The 16,020-nt window shown below is 64.1% G+C and carries 15 protein-coding genes; 5 read left to right on the top strand and 10 right to left on the bottom strand.

Annotated features, from left to right (window positions below):
* Positions 1 to 14: 14 nt before the first annotated feature.
* Complete coding sequence (locus tag QM797_RS01010; protein ID WP_283273278.1) at positions 15 to 605, bottom strand: TetR/AcrR family transcriptional regulator; 591 nt, start codon at positions 603 to 605, stop codon at positions 15 to 17.
* 165 nt (positions 606 to 770) lie between these two features.
* Here QM797_RS01010 and QM797_RS01005 point away from each other — a divergent pair, with 165 nt between their 5' ends.
* Positions 771 to 1,175 (top strand): hypothetical protein, encoded by a 405-nt coding sequence (locus tag QM797_RS01005; protein WP_283273277.1) that lies wholly within the window; start codon positions 771 to 773, stop codon positions 1,173 to 1,175.
* A gap of 434 nt (positions 1,176 to 1,609) precedes the next feature.
* Here the strand turns inward: QM797_RS01005 and QM797_RS01000 are convergent, their stop codons facing one another.
* Genes QM797_RS01000 through QM797_RS00980 form a run of 5 tightly spaced genes read right to left on the bottom strand, consistent with a single transcriptional unit; the run spans position 1,610 to position 7,643 of the window.
* Positions 1,610 to 2,422, bottom strand: a complete 813-nt coding sequence (locus QM797_RS01000) for an HpcH/HpaI aldolase/citrate lyase family protein (RefSeq protein WP_283273276.1) — start codon at positions 2,420 to 2,422, stop codon at positions 1,610 to 1,612.
* Positions 2,419 to 2,904, bottom strand: a complete 486-nt coding sequence (locus tag QM797_RS00995; RefSeq protein WP_032377683.1) for a MaoC family dehydratase — start codon at positions 2,902 to 2,904, stop codon at positions 2,419 to 2,421. Before QM797_RS00995 ends, QM797_RS01000 begins: the two co-directional genes overlap by 4 nt.
* Positions 2,901 to 4,067, bottom strand: a complete 1,167-nt coding sequence (locus QM797_RS00990; protein ID WP_283273275.1) for an acyl-CoA dehydrogenase family protein — start codon at positions 4,065 to 4,067, stop codon at positions 2,901 to 2,903. Before QM797_RS00990 ends, QM797_RS00995 begins: the two co-directional genes overlap by 4 nt.
* Positions 4,064 to 6,058, bottom strand: coding sequence for an acetyl/propionyl/methylcrotonyl-CoA carboxylase subunit alpha (locus tag QM797_RS00985; protein ID WP_283273274.1), 1,995 nt, complete (start codon positions 6,056 to 6,058; stop codon positions 4,064 to 4,066). The genes QM797_RS00990 and QM797_RS00985 overlap by 4 nt, the downstream gene beginning before the upstream one ends.
* A gap of 7 nt (positions 6,059 to 6,065) precedes the next feature.
* The gene (locus QM797_RS00980) at positions 6,066 to 7,643 is read right to left on the bottom strand and encodes a carboxyl transferase domain-containing protein (RefSeq protein ID WP_283273273.1); all 1,578 of its coding nucleotides are present in this window, start codon (positions 7,641 to 7,643) and stop codon (positions 6,066 to 6,068) included.
* A gap of 90 nt (positions 7,644 to 7,733) precedes the next feature.
* Here QM797_RS00980 and QM797_RS00975 point away from each other — a divergent pair, with 90 nt between their 5' ends.
* The 3 genes from QM797_RS00975 to QM797_RS00965 all read left to right on the top strand — a co-directional run bounded on the left by QM797_RS00975 (position 7,734) and on the right by QM797_RS00965 (position 10,759).
* The gene (locus tag QM797_RS00975; protein WP_283273272.1) at positions 7,734 to 8,351 is read left to right on the top strand and encodes an SACE_7040 family transcriptional regulator; all 618 of its coding nucleotides are present in this window, start codon (positions 7,734 to 7,736) and stop codon (positions 8,349 to 8,351) included.
* 123 nt (positions 8,352 to 8,474) lie between these two features.
* A complete protein-coding gene (nicT, locus tag QM797_RS00970; protein ID WP_283273271.1) occupies positions 8,475 to 9,602 on the top strand; it encodes a Nickel transporter NicT in 1,128 nt (375 codons plus the stop codon).
* A gap of 53 nt (positions 9,603 to 9,655) precedes the next feature.
* On the top strand, positions 9,656 to 10,759 hold the full coding sequence (locus QM797_RS00965) for a lipase family protein (RefSeq protein WP_502942285.1): 1,104 nt from the start codon (positions 9,656 to 9,658) through the stop codon (positions 10,757 to 10,759).
* Here the strand turns inward: QM797_RS00965 and QM797_RS00960 are convergent.
* From QM797_RS00960 to QM797_RS00945, 4 genes are read right to left on the bottom strand one after another with little or no spacing between them, the layout of a single operon-like run.
* Positions 10,756 to 11,571, bottom strand: coding sequence for an SDR family oxidoreductase (locus tag QM797_RS00960; protein WP_283273269.1), 816 nt, complete (start codon positions 11,569 to 11,571; stop codon positions 10,756 to 10,758). The genes QM797_RS00965 and QM797_RS00960 overlap by 4 nt on opposite strands.
* Positions 11,568 to 13,175 carry a bifunctional 3-(3-hydroxy-phenyl)propionate/3-hydroxycinnamic acid hydroxylase MhpA gene (gene mhpA / locus QM797_RS00955; RefSeq protein WP_283273268.1) on the bottom strand — a complete coding sequence of 536 codons (1,608 nt, stop codon included), beginning with the start codon at positions 13,173 to 13,175 and terminating at the stop codon, positions 11,568 to 11,570. Before mhpA ends, QM797_RS00960 begins: the two co-directional genes overlap by 4 nt.
* Positions 13,172 to 14,107, bottom strand: coding sequence for a fumarylacetoacetate hydrolase family protein (locus QM797_RS00950; protein WP_283273267.1), 936 nt, complete (start codon positions 14,105 to 14,107; stop codon positions 13,172 to 13,174). The genes mhpA and QM797_RS00950 overlap by 4 nt, the downstream gene beginning before the upstream one ends.
* Entirely contained in the window at positions 14,104 to 15,237 is a 1,134-nt protein-coding gene (locus QM797_RS00945; protein ID WP_283273265.1) for a VOC family protein, read from the bottom strand. The genes QM797_RS00950 and QM797_RS00945 overlap by 4 nt, the downstream gene beginning before the upstream one ends.
* Positions 15,238 to 15,361: 124 nt before the next feature.
* Between QM797_RS00945 and QM797_RS00940 the strand changes: the two genes are divergently transcribed.
* The gene (locus QM797_RS00940) at positions 15,362 to 16,015 is read left to right on the top strand and encodes a TetR/AcrR family transcriptional regulator (RefSeq protein ID WP_283273264.1); all 654 of its coding nucleotides are present in this window, start codon (positions 15,362 to 15,364) and stop codon (positions 16,013 to 16,015) included.
* Positions 16,016 to 16,020 lie beyond the last annotated feature (5 nt).

Below are 16,020 nucleotides of genomic sequence, written 5' to 3'. Positions count from 1 at the left end.
GCGAATCGTTCACCTCACTTCGGCAGGAGATCACCGATGGAATCTTCGAGCATGCCCATCTGGTGCGAGGACGTCATGGCCTCCGGATCGAGGACGGCCATGACTTGCACGCCCATGAGCATGGACAGCACTCGGTCCGCGGCCACGACGACATCGGTCTCGCGGATGTGTCCGTCGTCGAGGGCTTGCTGGAGACAGTCCGTGATCCGTATCCGCCAGTCCGCCCAAGCGTCGATGTTGATTCGACCTATCACGGGGTCGTACATCGCTCGCTGCCACAAGCTCGTGGCGATTCGGGCCTCCAGGAGGCTTTCCTCCGTGAGCGGGAGGATCTCGCGGCACAGAATGCGCAGTGCATCGACTCCGCGGGCATCGCCTGCCGCGGCGTCGACGCGCTCGTTGGTGGCGTGGTAGACGTGCTCGTACGCGACCTGTAGGACCTCGTTCTTGTTCGCGAAATAGTAGGCGAGCACTCCGTTGGCGTAGCCGGCCTCATCGGCGATCGCGCGCATGCTCAGCGCCGACAGTCCGCGATCGGCCAGCACCCGCCACACCGCGCCGACAATTTCTCTCCGGCGCTCGTCGTGGTCGACTTTTTTGGGCATCCGTGCACCACCTCCAGTGCTGTCCATTCAATCGCGGACACCTCCGCGCGTCCTACCTGCCCCAGATTTACACAGCGTTTTACCCAGCAGAAATATGCGGGCAACACAGTACGCCCAGTATTTACTACAAACGTAGGAAATGCGGGTACCGTTGCAGCACAACACTTGCAGTCGGCACTTGCGCTCGTCGTCGTCGCACTGTTCGCGAGCACTTCTCAGGACCCAGTGCTCGCTATGTTCACCTGGCTGACCAATCTCGGCACTCTCGGCGTGATCTCACTGATGGCGCTGTGCTCATTCGCGATCGTCGCCTTCTTTGCCAAGAATCGAGAACTGGATCGAAATATACTGCGCACCTTCGTTGCTCCACTCGTCGCTGGGTTGGCATTGACCGCGATCCTGGCGTACGCGGTTGCGAATTTCGGCCTTCTCATCGCATCCGGCGGTGCGTTGGTCTGGATCCTGCCGAGTCTTCTGTTGGTCTTCGCTGTGCTCGGCGTGATGGCCTCGACCCGATTGCGGTCGAGCTCACCGCGCCTGTACGCAGAGATGGGGCGTCACCGCGAATGACGTACGCGGTCGGGGCGCCCGTCGGGTCCTGGCGGCGTCCGGAGCAACCGGTCAGCGTGCGCGGTGCGATTGCCCTCGCAATCTCTGTAGTCGTTCTGGCACTTCATATTTGTCGATCGGTGCATTCACCCCCGTTCAGCAGGTGGCCGTCGCGCTCCTGGCCATAGGATGCGCGTGGTGCGGGTGGCACCTGGTGCACAGACCCACTCCGCGGGCGTGGGCCCGATCCGCCACGATGGCGACCGTGATGTCGGCGGTGCACCTGTCTGCGATGGGATCGATACATTCGATGCATCACTTGAACGGTGCCACTGTCCAGAGCCGGACCTACACGACGTCTTCGATGGAGCTGTCGATAGGGGTAGCCCTGCTGGAGGTGAGCTACACAGTAGTGATGCTGTGGGTCAGTACACGTGCCTAACCGAAGTCCGTGTTCAGTTCGGCGGCCTACGCGCGATGATGCGTCGAGCATGCGCGAGCACCGGGGCATCGACCATCTGGCCACGGAAGGTGAAGACGCCGCGATTGTGTGAGACGGCGTCGAGTACGGCGGTGGCCCAGTCGATTTCCTTGGCAGTGGGCGCATAGGCCTGGCGAATGACGGGGATGTGGCTCGGGTGAATGGCCACCTTGCCGTCGAAGCCGACGGCCACGGCGTCGTCGGCCTCCACGCGGACCCCGTCGAGATCGGGGATATCGAGGAACACCGAATCGAGCGCGAACACCCCGCGCGCCTTCGCGGCCAGTAGCGTCTGCGACCGAACATGCTGCGCCACAGCACGATACTGGCCGTTGGAAAGCCTGCTCGAGTTGCCACCCATGGAGGCCACCAGATCCTCGGCACCCCACATGGCACCGATGGCGTTGTCGGCAGCGAGTGCGTCGAACACCGTCATTGCACCGAGTGGAGATTCGATCAACGCGACGACGTTCAGCGGAGCCAGAGCGAAAATGTGTTCGGACGATTCACATTTGGGCAGCATGACGGTCGTGTACTCGGTCTGCTTCAACGCCTGGAGATCCGCGGCCTGATCGTCGGTGCCGTGCGCATTGATGCGGACGATGGTGCGCGATGGGTCCAGAACGGTCGACACCACGGACTCGCGAGCTCCGGCCTTGTCCGCGGAACCGACAGCGTCTTCGAGATCGAGGATGACCACATCTGCTCGGGCTGCGGCCTTTTCGTATCGCTCGGGCCGATCTGCCGGGCAGAACAGCCATGCCGGCCCCGTCGAAACCCAGGTCACGAAGGGTCCTCCGAAGGTTGCATACGTACCAGCGTCTTGCGGACCGCGATGGCGACGACGTCCCCGTGCTGATTTCGACCGGTGTGGGTGAACGTCACGATGCCTTCGCCGGGGCGAGACTTCGACTCGCGCTTGTCCGAGATCACCGTCTCCGCGTACAGCGTGTCGCCGTGGAACAGCGGCTTGGGAAAGGAGACCTCGGAGAAGCCGAGATTGGCGACGATGGTGCCCTGGGTCAACTGCGTCACCGACAACCCGACCAGGGTCGAGACCGTGAACATCGAGTTCACCAGTCGCTGGCCGAAAGGTGTTGTCTCGCTGTAGGCTGCGTCGAGGTGTAATGCTTGGGTGTTCATCGTCTGCGTGGTGAACAGCGTGTTGTCGGCCTCGGTGATGGTCCGTCCCGGACGGTGTTCGTAGACGGTGCCGAGCTCCATCTCCTCGAACCACAGGCCGCGTTGCCGAATGCGCTTGTCGCTCACAGTCCCAGGCTCCGGGCGATCAGCATCAGCTGAACCTCGGTTGTACCCTCGCCGATTTCGAGGATCTTGCTGTCGCGGTAGTGACGGGCGACGACGTACTCGTTCATGAAACCGTAGCCGCCGTGGATCTGCGTGGCATCGCGCGCGTTGTCCATGGCAGCCTCGGAGGCGACAAGCTTGGCGATGGACGCTGCCTTCTTGAACGGCTTGCCCGCCAACATCAATGCCGCTGCGTCGTAGTACGCCGTCCGCGCGGTGTGGGCGCGGGCCTCCATACGAGCGATCTTGAACGAGATCGCCTGGTTGCGGCCGATAGGTTGACCGAACGCTTCACGTTCCTTGGCGTACTTGACGCTCTCGTCGACGCAGCCCTGCGCGGCTCCGACCGATACCGCGGCGATCGCAATGCGGCCTTCGTCGAGGATGTGCAGGAAGTTCGCGTACCCGCGGCCTTCCTGGCCGAGCAGATTCTCCTGGGGCACTCGCACATCGGTGAAGCTGAGCGGGTGCGTGTCCGACGCGTTCCAGCCGACCTTGTTGTACGGAGCCTCGGCCACGAACCCGGGGGTGTCGGTGGGGACGAGGATCGAGGAGATCTGCTTGCGTCCGGTTGTCTCGTCGACGCCGGTCACCGCGGTGACGGTGACGAGTTCGGTGATGTCGGTGCCGGAGTTGGTGATGAACTGCTTGCTGCCGTTGATGATCCAGTCGCCGCCGTCACGCTTGGCGGTGGTCTTGGTGCCGCCCGCGTCACTACCGGCACCGGGCTCGGTGAGGCCGAACGCGGCCAAGGCTTCACCCGCGGTGAGCTTGGGTAGCCACTGCTCCTTCTGGGCGTCGTTGCCGAAGCGATACACCGGCATGGCACCGAGCGAGACGCCGGCTTCGAGCGTCATCGCGACGCTCTGATCGACCTTGCCGAGCTCTTCGAGTGCCAGGCACAGGGCGAAGTAGTCGCCGCCCATACCGCCGTACTCCTCGGGGAACGGCAGACCGAACAGGCCCATCTCGGCCATCCCGGCGACGACCTCGTACGGGAACGAGTGCTCGGCATCATGCTTCGCCGAGACCGGCGTGACGACCGTTCGAGTGAAGTCGGCAACGGACTTCACCAGTTGCTGGTACTCGTCGGGCAGATTCGACGAAGACAGATGATCGGTCATGGCTGGTCCTGTTCGGGGTCGGTGGGAACGATTCGGGCGAGGATCTGGTCTACGCGGACCTGGTCCCCCACTGCAACAGTGAGTTCGACGGTGCCGTCGATCGGGGTAGTGAGAGTGTGTTCCATCTTCATCGCCTCGACGACGACGATGGCCGAGCCTGCGGTGACAGCACTGCCGGTGGTGGTTCCGATCGCGATGATCGAACCCGGCATCGGTGAGAGGATCTCGGCGTCCCCGGAGTGCGCTTCGTTCTCGCGCACACTGGGCTCGGCAATCCGATCGACACGCCAGGTGCCACGAGGATTGGAAACCCAGGTGGCCGAACCGCTTCGGGCGAACGTCATCGTCTCGCGTCGATCATCGAGCACCACATCCACGGAATTTTCGGTGGCCACTGCGCGCAGGGTGCGCGGCATTCCGTCGTCGACTACGACCGTCGCCGCATCGAGGGTCCCGTTGATGGACACGTGAGCTGTGCGCCCTCCGGATGCCAGACGGCAGTGAAACGGAGCGTGCGCTCCCACTCGCCATCCCGACGGCGTACCCCAGATGTCCTGGCCTGCCGCCTGCCACACATCGAGCCAGGCGATGGCTGCCGCGGCGATCAGCGCCTCGTCGCTTGCCTCTGCGGCGACGAAATCCTCGACTCGGCGGTCGAGAAGCCCGGTGTCGAGGTTGCCGGCTCGGACGTCGTTGTCGGCGAGCAGGAATCGCGCGAACTCGATGTTCGTGACGACTCCGAGCACGGCGGTGTCGGCGAGCGCCCGATCCAAGCTACGTAGCGCCGTGCTGCGGTCGGGGCCGTACGCGACGACCTTCGAGAGCATCGGGTCGTAGTTGCTGCCCACCTCGGTTCCGACGGCGAGGCCGGAGTCGACGCGGATGCCTGGGCCGGTTGGTTCTCGCAATCCGACGACGGTGCCGCCGGTGGGGAGGAATCCACGGCCGGGATCCTCGGCGTAGACGCGGGCCTCGATAGCGTGGCCGGTCAGCTGAATGTCGTTCTGGCTCAGAGTGAGCGCTTCACCGGCAGCTACCCGGACCTGCCATTCGACGAGGTCGAGTCCGGTGACCATCTCAGTGACCGGGTGCTCGACCTGCAGGCGGGTGTTCATCTCCATGAAGAAGAACTCGTCCGGGCTGTCGGCCGAGACGATGAATTCCACTGTGCCGGCACCGGAGTAGTCGACGCTGCGAGCGGTGTTGCAGGCGGCCTCGCCGATACGCGCCCGGGTCTGTTCGTCGAGTAGCGGTGACGGTGCCTCTTCGATGACCTTCTGATGCCGCCGCTGCAGGCTGCATTCCCGCTCGCCGAGATGGATGACGTTGCCGTGTCCGTCGGCGAGGATCTGCACCTCGATGTGCCGCGGCCGCAACACGAATCGTTCGAGGAAGAGGGTGTCGTCACCGAACGAGGAGGCCGCTTCACGGCGAGCGCTGATCAAAGCCGCGGGGAGGTCCTCAGCGCGTTCGACCAGACGCATACCCTTGCCACCGCCACCTGCGGACGGCTTGACCAGGACGGGGAATCCGACGTCGGGTGCGCCGGCGATGAGGTCCTCGTCAGTCAGGCCCGGTCGGGAAATTCCGGGTACGACGGGGACGCCGAAGGCGCTGACGGCGGCCTTGGCGGCGATCTTGTCGCCCATCACTTCGATGGCCTTGGCCGGCGGCCCGAGGAAGGCGATTCCGGCAGCGGCACAGGCCGTTGCGAACTCCGAGTTCTCGGACAGGAAGCCGTATCCCGGATGAATTCCCTGCGCGCCGGTGGCTTTCGCGGCAGCGATCACCTTGTCGATGTCGAGGTAGCTCTCGCGAGCGCTGGCGGGGCCGAGTCGTACTGCGGTATCGGCTTCGCGGACGTGCCGGGCGTCGGCGTCCGCATCGCTGTAGACGGCGACGGTGCGAATCCCCATGCGACGCAGCGTGCGTGCCACTCGGACGGCGATCTCGCCTCGGTTGGCGATCAGAATGGTGTCTATCGTGGTCATGTGTCTCTCACATCCTGAAAACGCCGTAGGAGACCGGCTCGAGTGGCGCATTCGCGCACGCCGAGAGAGCCAGTCCGAGAACCTGCCTGGTATCGGCCGGGTCGATGATGCCGTCGTCCCAGAGCCGGGCCGTCGAGTAGTAGGGGTTGCCCTGACTCTCGTACTGATCCCGGATCGGAGCTTTGAACGCTTCCTGGTCTTCGTCGCCCCAGGGCTTGCCCGCTGCATCGAGCTGGTCGCTGCGCACCGTGGCGAGCACCGATGCGGCCTGCTCACCGCCCATCACCGAGATACGCGCGTTCGGCCACATGAACAGGAAGCGGGGCGAATATGCTCTGCCGCACATGGAGTAATTGCCCGCGCCGTAGGAGCCGCCGATGACGACGGTGATCTTCGGGACGCGGGCGCAGGCCACGGCCGTCACCATCTTCGCGCCGTGCTTGGCGATGCCGCCTGCCTCGTAGTCGCGGCCGACCATGAAGCCAGTGATGTTCTGCAGGAAGACCAGCGGGATACTGCGCTTGTCGCACAGCTCGATGAAATGTGCGCCCTTCATGGCAGATTCGGCGAACAGGACGCCGTTGTTGGCGATAATCCCCACGGGATGGCCGTGGAGGTGGGCGAATCCGGTGACGAGCGTCTTGCCGTATTCGGCCTTGAACTCGTCGAATTCGCCTGCATCGACCACCCGGGTGATCACTTCACGCACGTCGTACGGGGTGCGAGGATCGGTGGGGACGACGTCGTAGATCTCGCTCTGATCGGCGACGGGCTCGCGGGTGGTGACGACGTCCCATGGCCGTGGGGTGCGGGGCCCGAGGGTGGAGACGATGCGGCGCACGCGTCGCAGTGCGTCTCGATCGTCGTCGGCCAGATGGTCGGTGACGCCAGAGATCTTCGAGTGCAGATCACCACCGCCGAGTTCTTCGGCCGTGACGACCTCGCCGGTCGCGGCCTTCACCAGTGGCGGGCCGCCGAGGAAGATCGTGCCCTGGTTCTTGACGATGATCGCTTCGTCGCTCATCGCAGGCACGTAGGCACCGCCCGCGGTGCAGGAGCCCATGACGGCGGCAATTTGTGCAATTCCTTTGGCGCTCATGGTCGCCTGATTGAAGAAGATGCGGCCGAAGTGGTCGCGATCGGGAAACACCTCGTCCTGGCGCGGCAGGAATGCGCCGCCGGAGTCGACGAGGTAGATGCACGGGAGGGTGTTCTGCAGCGCGATTTCCTGAGCGCGCAGATGCTTCTTGACCGTCATCGGGTAGTAGGTGCCGCCCTTGACGGTGGCGTCGTTGGCGATGATCACGCACTCGCGTCCGGAGACGCGGCCGATGCCGGCGATGACACCGGCACCGGGGCATTCGTCGTCGTACAGACCGTTGGCGGCCAGTGGGGCGATTTCGAGGAAGGGGCTGCCCGGGTCCAGCAGCTCGTCGACGCGGTCGCGGGGGAGCAGCTTGCCGCGGGCGATGTGCCGCTGCCGGGACTTCTCGTTGCCGCCGAGGGCTGCGGCGGCGAGCCGTTCGGCGAGTTCGCTGGTGAGAAGCTCGTGATCTGCGCGGTTGGCAGCGGTATCGATCGCCATGAGGTGCACGCCTTAGGGGTCGGACGTCGGTGTCGCAGGAGTTCAGTTAATGGTTGATAACTGACATGATAGTAAACTACGATTAACTGAGTGTCCAGGGTCGAGGGGGTGCAGGAGTTGGAAAAGCCGACGACCGTGCGCGAGCAACGCAAGGCCGAGCGTCGGCAGCAATTGCTCGACGCCGCGGCATCGCTGTTCGCCGATCGCGGGTTCACCTCCGTGCGGCTCGAGGATCTGGGTGCGGCAGTCGGAATCAGTGGTCCGGCCGTCTATCGCCATTTTCCGAACAAGGAGGCGGTGCTCGTCGAATTGATGGTCGGAATCTCGGAGTATCTGCTCGACGGCGGGCGCGAGGTGGTCGGCCGAGAGGCCGTCGCCGCGGGCACAGTGTCGGCCTTGGTCGATTTCCACCTCGATTTCGCTTTCGAGACACCCGCATTCATTCGCATTCAGGATCGTGACCTGCAAAGCCTGCCCGAGGGAGCGCGTCGCAAGGTGCGCCGAATGCAGCGCGAATACGTGGAACTGTGGGTCGAGGTGCTGTGTGCCGTCGACCCGGAGTTGAACGAGGCCGATGCGCGCACCACAGCGCACGCGGTCTTCGGCCTGATCAACTCGACGCCCTACAGCGCGGGACGCAGTCCGTCACGAAATGCTCGTCCGGTACTGCGGGCAATGACGCTGGGGGCCCTGGGGGTGTCGCACTGACCTCAGCGCCCACAATTCGCTTCACCGATCGCGATCCCGCCTGCGGACCGAAATAGTGGGCGCTGAGGTCACCTGCGCGCTGTAGGGAAGAGCAAATCGTCGTTATCGGAGACAATGATCGACATGACGATTGAGCTATCGCGTGTCGAACTCGGCAGACGGCAGAGTCGATTCACTCTCGACGAGGTTCCTCGGCTGCTGGCGATGGCCGGCTTCATTGCCGCCCTGCATGTGATCGGGTGGGGGCTGTTCACCCACTACGACTCCATTCCGAGTATTCACGGCCTGACCGGTGCCGACGGCACCCTCGTCTACGCCGGAGCGGGCGTGCTGGCGTACACCCTCGGTCTGCGGCACGCGTTCGACGCCGATCACATTGCCGCCATCGACGACACCACCCGCTTTCTACTGCAGAAGGGCAAGCGGCCGTTGGCCGTCGGGCTGTTCTTCTCGCTCGGGCACTCGACCGTCGTCTTCGTGTTCGTCGCCGCGATTGCCTTCGTCGCCTCGCAGGCGACGGCATTCCAGGATGCCTTCGCCGGGGTCGGCGGCATCATCGGCACGTTGGTGTCCGGAACTTTCCTCTATCTCATCGCCGCGCTGAACATCGCGGTCCTCGCTGGAATCGTCGGAGTCTGGCAGCGCGCGAAACGCGGTGAGTTCACCGAGGCCGGGCTCGACGAGCTGCTGGCCAAGCGGGGCTTGATGAATCGACTGTTCCGGGGCCGCTACGACAAGATGATCAACCACTCGTGGCAGATGTACCCGCTCGGGCTGTTGTTCGGTCTCGGTTTCGATACCGCCACTCAGGTCGGCCTGCTCGCCATCGCCGGCACGACCGCTATCGCCGGCGGACTCCCACCGATGGCGATCATCGCGCTGCCGGTCCTGTTCGCCGCGGGTATGACCACGATGGACACGATCGACGGCATCTTCATGTCCAAGGCGTACGGCTGGGCGTTCGTCACCCCGGTCCGCAAGATCTACTACAACATGACGATGACGGGCCTCTCGGTCTTCGTAGCCCTGGTGATCGGGACGGTGCAGCTGCTGACCCTGCTTGCCGAGCAGTTCGAGCTGACCGGTGGACTGTGGGACGCACTGGCCGTCATCGACCTCAACCTCGCCGGCCAACTCGTCGTCGGCACGTTCTTCGTTGTCTGGATCGGCGCGGTCGTGTATTACAAGGTGGCGCGCATCGACGAACGCGGTGGCGCGCTCGCACACTCGAATGCAACGGAGACCCAGTGATTGCTCGTCGTCGGATCGGTGGCCTCGCAGTCGTCGTAGCGCTCGCCTGCAGCATGGCGAGTTCGACACTGCTCGCGTCCCCGGCTTACGCAGCACCGACGATCACTCAGGACATCGGCTCCGTCGTCTCCAGTCGTGAGCTGCCACAGGACTTCTGGATTCCCGGTTCGTCCTCCGCCGAAGTGCTCACCTACGTCACCACCGACACGTTCGGCGAGAAGGCGCTCAGCACCGGCACCGTCTTCCTCCCGCAGGGCACTGCCCCCGATGGCGGCTGGCCGGTGATCTCGTGGGCCCACGGCACGTCCGGACTCGGTGACTCGTGCGCACCGTCCGTCGCGGGACCTGCGTTGGCGGAACGAGATCTGCCGTACCTCGCGAACTGGATCGCGCAGGGATACGCCGTTGTAGCCAGTGATTACGCAGGCCTCGGAACGCCTGGTCTGCAGGCATATCTGGACGGGCGGACCACTGCACACAACGTTGTCGACATGGTCAAGGCGGGCCGCAACTACTCGGGTGAGCTCTCGAAATCCTGGGTGGCGGTCGGTCAATCGCAGGGCGGCGGCGCAGCGATCTACACCGCTCGGTACGCCACCGAATTCGGTGGACCGGATCTCGACTACCGGGGCGCAGTCGGCACCGGAACCCCCGCGTACATCGAGAAGCTCGTCTCGATCGGTGGACCGGGTATGCCGCCGGTTGCACTGCCGGCAGGTCTGACCGCGTACGTCGCGTACATCGTTGCTGCTCTTCGCTATTCGCACCCCGAGCTGGGCTTGGACGGTATCCTCACCCCCGCCGGAAAGCAGTACGCGGCTCTGGCCGAGACGGCGTGTGTGGCCGATCTCGAGGAGCAACTCGACGGCGTGAAGATCGGCGATTTCTTCACCGCGCCGCTGACCAGCCTGCCGGGATTCACCGCAGTGCTCGACGACTACATGGCCATGCCCGAGGCAGGTTTCGACAAGCCGTTCTTCATGGGCCACGGTCTGCGCGATACCGATGTCCCGTTCCCGACCACCGCCGCCTACGTCGCCAGACTCACCGCGAACGCCCAGCCGGTGACGTTTCGGACGTACGACGCCGACCACAGCGGAGCGCTCGTACGATCTCAGGCCGACACGATTCCGTTTGTCGCACAGTTGTTTCGCTAGTTCACCGCTCGCTTGCTGGGCAGGCCGTATGCCCGGGCCGTGAACTTTTCGAGCACGGTGCGCGGCAGCAATCGTTGGGCGAGAAATACTGCGGGCGCATTGCTGCCGACGGCGTAGATCGGGAGGGTCTTCTTGTCCTCGACCGCCCTCAGCACAGTTTTCGCGACCGTCTCGGCCGAAATGCCCTGTGCCTCTTTGCCGTCGAGCCGTGCGATCACCGTGGTGAAATCGCGTAGATACGGTGAGTGAGGTCCGCAGTACTTGGTGCGACGCGCCGAGAGTCCGGTGGCAATCGAGCCGGGTTCGACTGTTGTGATGTCGATTCCGTACGGCTCGAGCTCGAACCGCGCCGCCGTGGCGAACCCCTTGATCGCAGCCTTGGTCGCGGCGTACGAAGAACGGTAGGCCAGGGGAAAACTGGCGAGCATCGACCCGATGTTGATTATTCTGCCGCGTCCACGCTCGCGCATCGCCGGTAGTACGGCCTGGGTCAGCTCGATCGCGCCGAAGACGTTGAGCTGGAACAGCCGGGTGATCGCCTCGATGGGGAGTTCTTCGATCGGTCCGCACTGGCTTTCGCCGGCATTGTTGATCAGCACATCGATCGGTGTGTCGCCGATACCGTTCACGAATGCGCGAATCGATGCCGGATCCGTCAGATCGAGATCGCGGTAGTCGACGCCCGGAATGGGGTCGACCACGGCCGAGCTGTTGCGGCTCGTCCCGATGACGCGAAAGCCGCGAGCGATGAGAGTCTCGGCGATGGCCTCGCCGATTCCGGACGTCGCTCCGGTGACAATTGCAGTATTCATCTACGCCTCTTGGTTGCAATGCTTCTGGTCTTCGGGGCAGTGACTGGAGCCGGCGGTGTCGGTCGGTCGGCGCGCCGGAGCGTCGTGCTCGGAACTCGGGTGTGCAAGGCCGGTACCGACTTGCCCGACGCCATGACGGTGCGGTCCGGTCGCACGATCGCCGCCACCGCCCGGCCGCGTCGCAGCCACAGGCCGAGCTCGGAGGAGGCCGCCACCTCCACCACTGCGGCACCGCGCCGCTGGACTTCGCGTCGCTGCTCGACGGTCAGGGGTGTCGACGCCAGAAACAGGAACTGCCCCGGTGCGCAATCATCGAGCCGCATCCCATTGTCCAACAGGCTGTTCGGGCAGAGTTGTCCGGCGAGTGAGCGAGGCTGCATCGGCGACCGCAGGACGTAGTGCGACCCGACGAGCGAGGGCGTGGTGCTCGCGGTGACCTTGTCGCCGATGATCGGAAGATGTCCGAGGACGGGCGCGATGTTGGCCCGCATTACGCCGGTGAGCTTGCTCCCGCCGGTCATGGCCCGCCCCATCATCACGGCCAGCCTGATCATGGCCTTGGCGTGCGTCTTTCGTTCGATCTCGTAGCTGTCCAGCGCGGACTGGAGCACGTGTCCGTCGAGTGCGCCGACCAACTTCCACACCAGGTTGCGGGCGTCGCGCACGCCTGCTCCCATTCCCTGACCGATGAACGGCGGCGTCAGATGAGCGGCGTCGCCCAGGACGAAGACCCGCCGATCACGCCACCGATCGGCAATCTGTGCCTTGAAGGTGTACTCGGCACTGCGAATCAGCTTCATCTCCGGGATCTCCGCCGCAACGAACCACGGTGCGATCAGTGGGTGGATGGCCGAGAGGTCGGTGAACTCATCGAGGGTTTCGCCATCGAGCATCTGGAACTCCCAGCGGTAGCGCGTGGTTCCGATGCGCATGTACGTCGCCGATCTCTGGGAATCGCACACCTGGTGCACACCGTCCCACTGATCGAGGTCGACATCGGTCTCGATATCGACGACCAGCCAGCGCTGCTCGAAACCGAGATCCTCCATCTTCGAGCCGATGGACCTGCGCACCATACTGTTGGCGCCGTCGCACCCGAGAACGTAGTCGGCGGTCACCCAATGCGGCGTTCCGTCCTCGGTGGACGTGTACGAAACCCGGACGCTGTCTTTCAGATTCTGCACATCGGTGATCTCGCATCCGCCGCGCATCGCAATGCCGTCGTAGCGAGCGATGTGAGAACGCATCAGACGCTCGAGTTCGGGTTGATCGAACATGTTGGCCTGCGGATAGCCGTGTGGTCGAGCATCCGGATCGCGCTCGAACTCGGCAAGGGTCTTGATGTCCCTGGTGCACAACCGCAATCCGCGTCCGGGACGGGATATGGCTGCAAAGTCCTCGCCCAGTCCCAGGTCGCCGAGAATGCGGTACACCTCGTCATCGAGGTGGACCGCGCGCGGCTGGGGATAGACATCTGCCCAGCGGTCGAGGACGAGCGTGGGTACGCCGTACCGGGCCAGCTGGAGCGCGGCGGTCATCCCCGTCGGCCCAGCGCCGACGATCACCACCCGATGGTGCGCGCCGTCGGGCTCGTGTTCGCTCATCGGTAGGAGACCCGGGTGCGCTGAACCCCCAGATCCAGGGCTCCGTCGGGAGTCGAGCTCGTCAGTTCGAGGACGTCGCCGTCCTGCAGGAAGTCGGGATTCTTGGCCTGCTTCTTGAAGAAGACCTTCCATTTGACCGACGGCGGAATCAGAGCCCCGATCATCTCGATCGGCTTGGCGGGGGCCTTGAGGGCGGTACCGCCGGGCGTGCCGGTGAGCAGCAGGTCGCCGGGATCGATGCGCTGGAACTTGCTCAACGCTGCCAGCGATTCGACCGGCCGGAAGATCATGTCTGCGACCGTACTATTCTGTCGGACAGTGCCGTTGACTCGAAGCGTCATGGCCAGCTCGCCGAATCGATCGAACTCGCCCTGCTCGAGCAGTACCAATCGTGGACCTACCGGCGTGAACGTAGGATACGACTTGCCCTCGTAGAACTGGGTTTTCGGCAGCTGCACGTCACGCGCCGAGACGTCGTTGGTGAGTACGAGTCCGGCAACGTACTCGGCCACATTGGTGGCATCGATCTTGGTGCCGACGGTCAGAGTCTTGCCGAACACCAGACCGATCTCGATTTCGTAGTCGAGAAGCTTCACGTGCGGCGGCTTGACGACGTCGTCGGTGGGGCCGCTGATGGAACCCGAGGTCTTCCGGAAGAACGTCAGCGGCACCGTCTCGGGGTTCATGCCCGAATCCTTGACGTGCGAGACGAAATTGGTCATGTTCGCCATCACGCGGCACGGCGCTGTGACCGGGGAGAGTAGCGACAGTGTCTCCACCGCAACGACATCGGTGCCGGCGCGCGCTGCGTCCACGGCCGCGCGATCGGCGAGAAGCTCGGCAGTGGTGGTTGCCGAAGTGTCGATGCGCGACGCTCCGTTCGGGATCTCGACCCACCAGGCGTCGGCGGTGCGAAGTACAGCGATGCTCATGAGGAAGCCACTTTCATAAGGCCGCGAAGGCGTTCGGTGTCGAATTCGTTGTCGTTGCGTAGCGAGGAGAGGATCGATTTCAGTTCGTGCAGAGACGCTTTGCTCGGGGCGATTCCGAGAAAGTCCTTGGACGCGGGCGGGCCCCACTGTGCGAGGCCCGACGCCGTCATCGGTGCCCAGCCGGGTTCGAGCGAACTGTCGAACATGTCGCCGTCGCTGAAATGCTCCACCAGGAAACCGTCGGGATCACGCCAGTAGTCGAAGATCTGGCTGCCCTGGATGTGTCTGCCGATCCCCCAGGAATGCTTGTACCCACGCTCGGTGAGGAATTCGCCACCGGCGGCGATGGCGTCGATGTCGGTCACCTGATACGCCGAGTGCACGTATCGATCCGACGGGCCGAGAGTCATGGCCAGGGTGTGGTGATCGGACGGGATGCCGCCGCGATCGCAGCGGATGAAGCTCATCACCGGGCCTCGGTCGCGTTGGCCGTCGTAGTAGAGGAAATCGCTGACGATCAGTCCCAGGTGATGCAGATACCAGTTCAGGTTCTCCAGGTAGTCCACTCGCTGCAGCACCACATGCCCGAGTCGTTGTACTCGTGCCGGCTGATGCGGTGGACGCTGAGTGGCGTTCACCCGGTTGCGGGGATCGCCGAAGTTGTAGGTGTGTGCGTCCTGGCCCGGAAGCTCCGGGTGTTCGGTGTATCCCGAGACGACCTGAACGGGCTGGCGGCCCGGATCGGTCAGAGTGACGGCGATACCGCCAAGGGTGTCGGGCAGTCGGTGGACGCGCTGCCCAGTGGCCTCGGCGAGCCGCACGACGTCGGCATCCTGGGCGGCAGCAAACGCTGCACCGACGAAACGCGTCCGCTTACCGCGTCGGATGATCACGCACGGTGAGCCGATGTGGGTGCCGCGGAGGTGAATCTCCTCGGACGTGCGCAGTGAGACGGTGAATCCGAACGCCACGGCGAACGCCTCGGCCTTGGCGAGATCGGGTTTGCGGAACTCGAGCCAGGCGATGTCGCGCACCTTGATGATCGGGTCGGCGGCTTTCCCCGGGTGTTCGCCTGGTAGCGCGCCCTGATCCACATGCATGTTCTTGTGGCCGTCGACGTCGTGTCCCATCAGCCCTCCCTCGTTGTTGACACTATCGTCACCTATGACTACAGGGTCAGTCAAGAGTGTTGACAAATTCGTCAACGGTGAGGAAGGGTCAGCGGGTAGATCAGCGTAGACAGAGGTAGGGAACATGGTGGAGACCCAGAATCGCCTCGAGCGGCGGAAGGCGCGCACCCGTGGCGCGCTGATTGCGGCGGCGCAAGGCTTCATCGCTCGGGGCGAGCTGAATGCTCCGATCGCGGAGATCACCCAGGCAGCCGACGTGGGGATGGGTTCCTTCTACAACCACTTCGTCAGCCGCGAGCAGCTGTTCCAGTCGGCGGTCGACGGTGCTTTGGAACAGCTGGGACGCTACCTGGACTCGTTGACCGACGCCGAGGCAGATCCCGCCGAGGCATTCACTCGATCGTTCCGAATTTCCGGCCGAATCTTTCGGCTGCAACCGGAACTGAGCCGGGTACTCATCCACTCCGGTCCCGAGTTGATCACGTCGCAGCACGGCCTGGGTCCACGTGCGGCGAGAGACATCGTGGCCGGAATCGATGCAGGGTATTTCCGAGTCGAGGACATACAGCTGTCCCTGGCTTTGGTGGCAGGTGCTCTGCTCGGTCTTGGCCAGCTACTGCTCGAGCAACCCGACCGTGACGACTCCGAGGCCGTGGACCGGATGGCGTACACCGTGCTGCTCGCGCTGGGAGTGTCCGACGGCGACGCTCAGGACCTGTGCTCGCGCCCGCTGCCGCCGATGAGTGATGTCCCGAGCGTGGGGGACGAGACCGAATAGCGCAC

The sequence above is a fragment of the Rhodococcus sp. IEGM 1381 genome, assembly GCF_030056795.1.
Classification (GTDB): Bacteria; Actinomycetota; Actinomycetes; order Mycobacteriales; family Mycobacteriaceae; genus Rhodococcoides.
The sequence above is the reverse complement of the archived record's forward strand: the minus strand, read 5'-3'. Positions and strand labels throughout refer to the sequence as shown.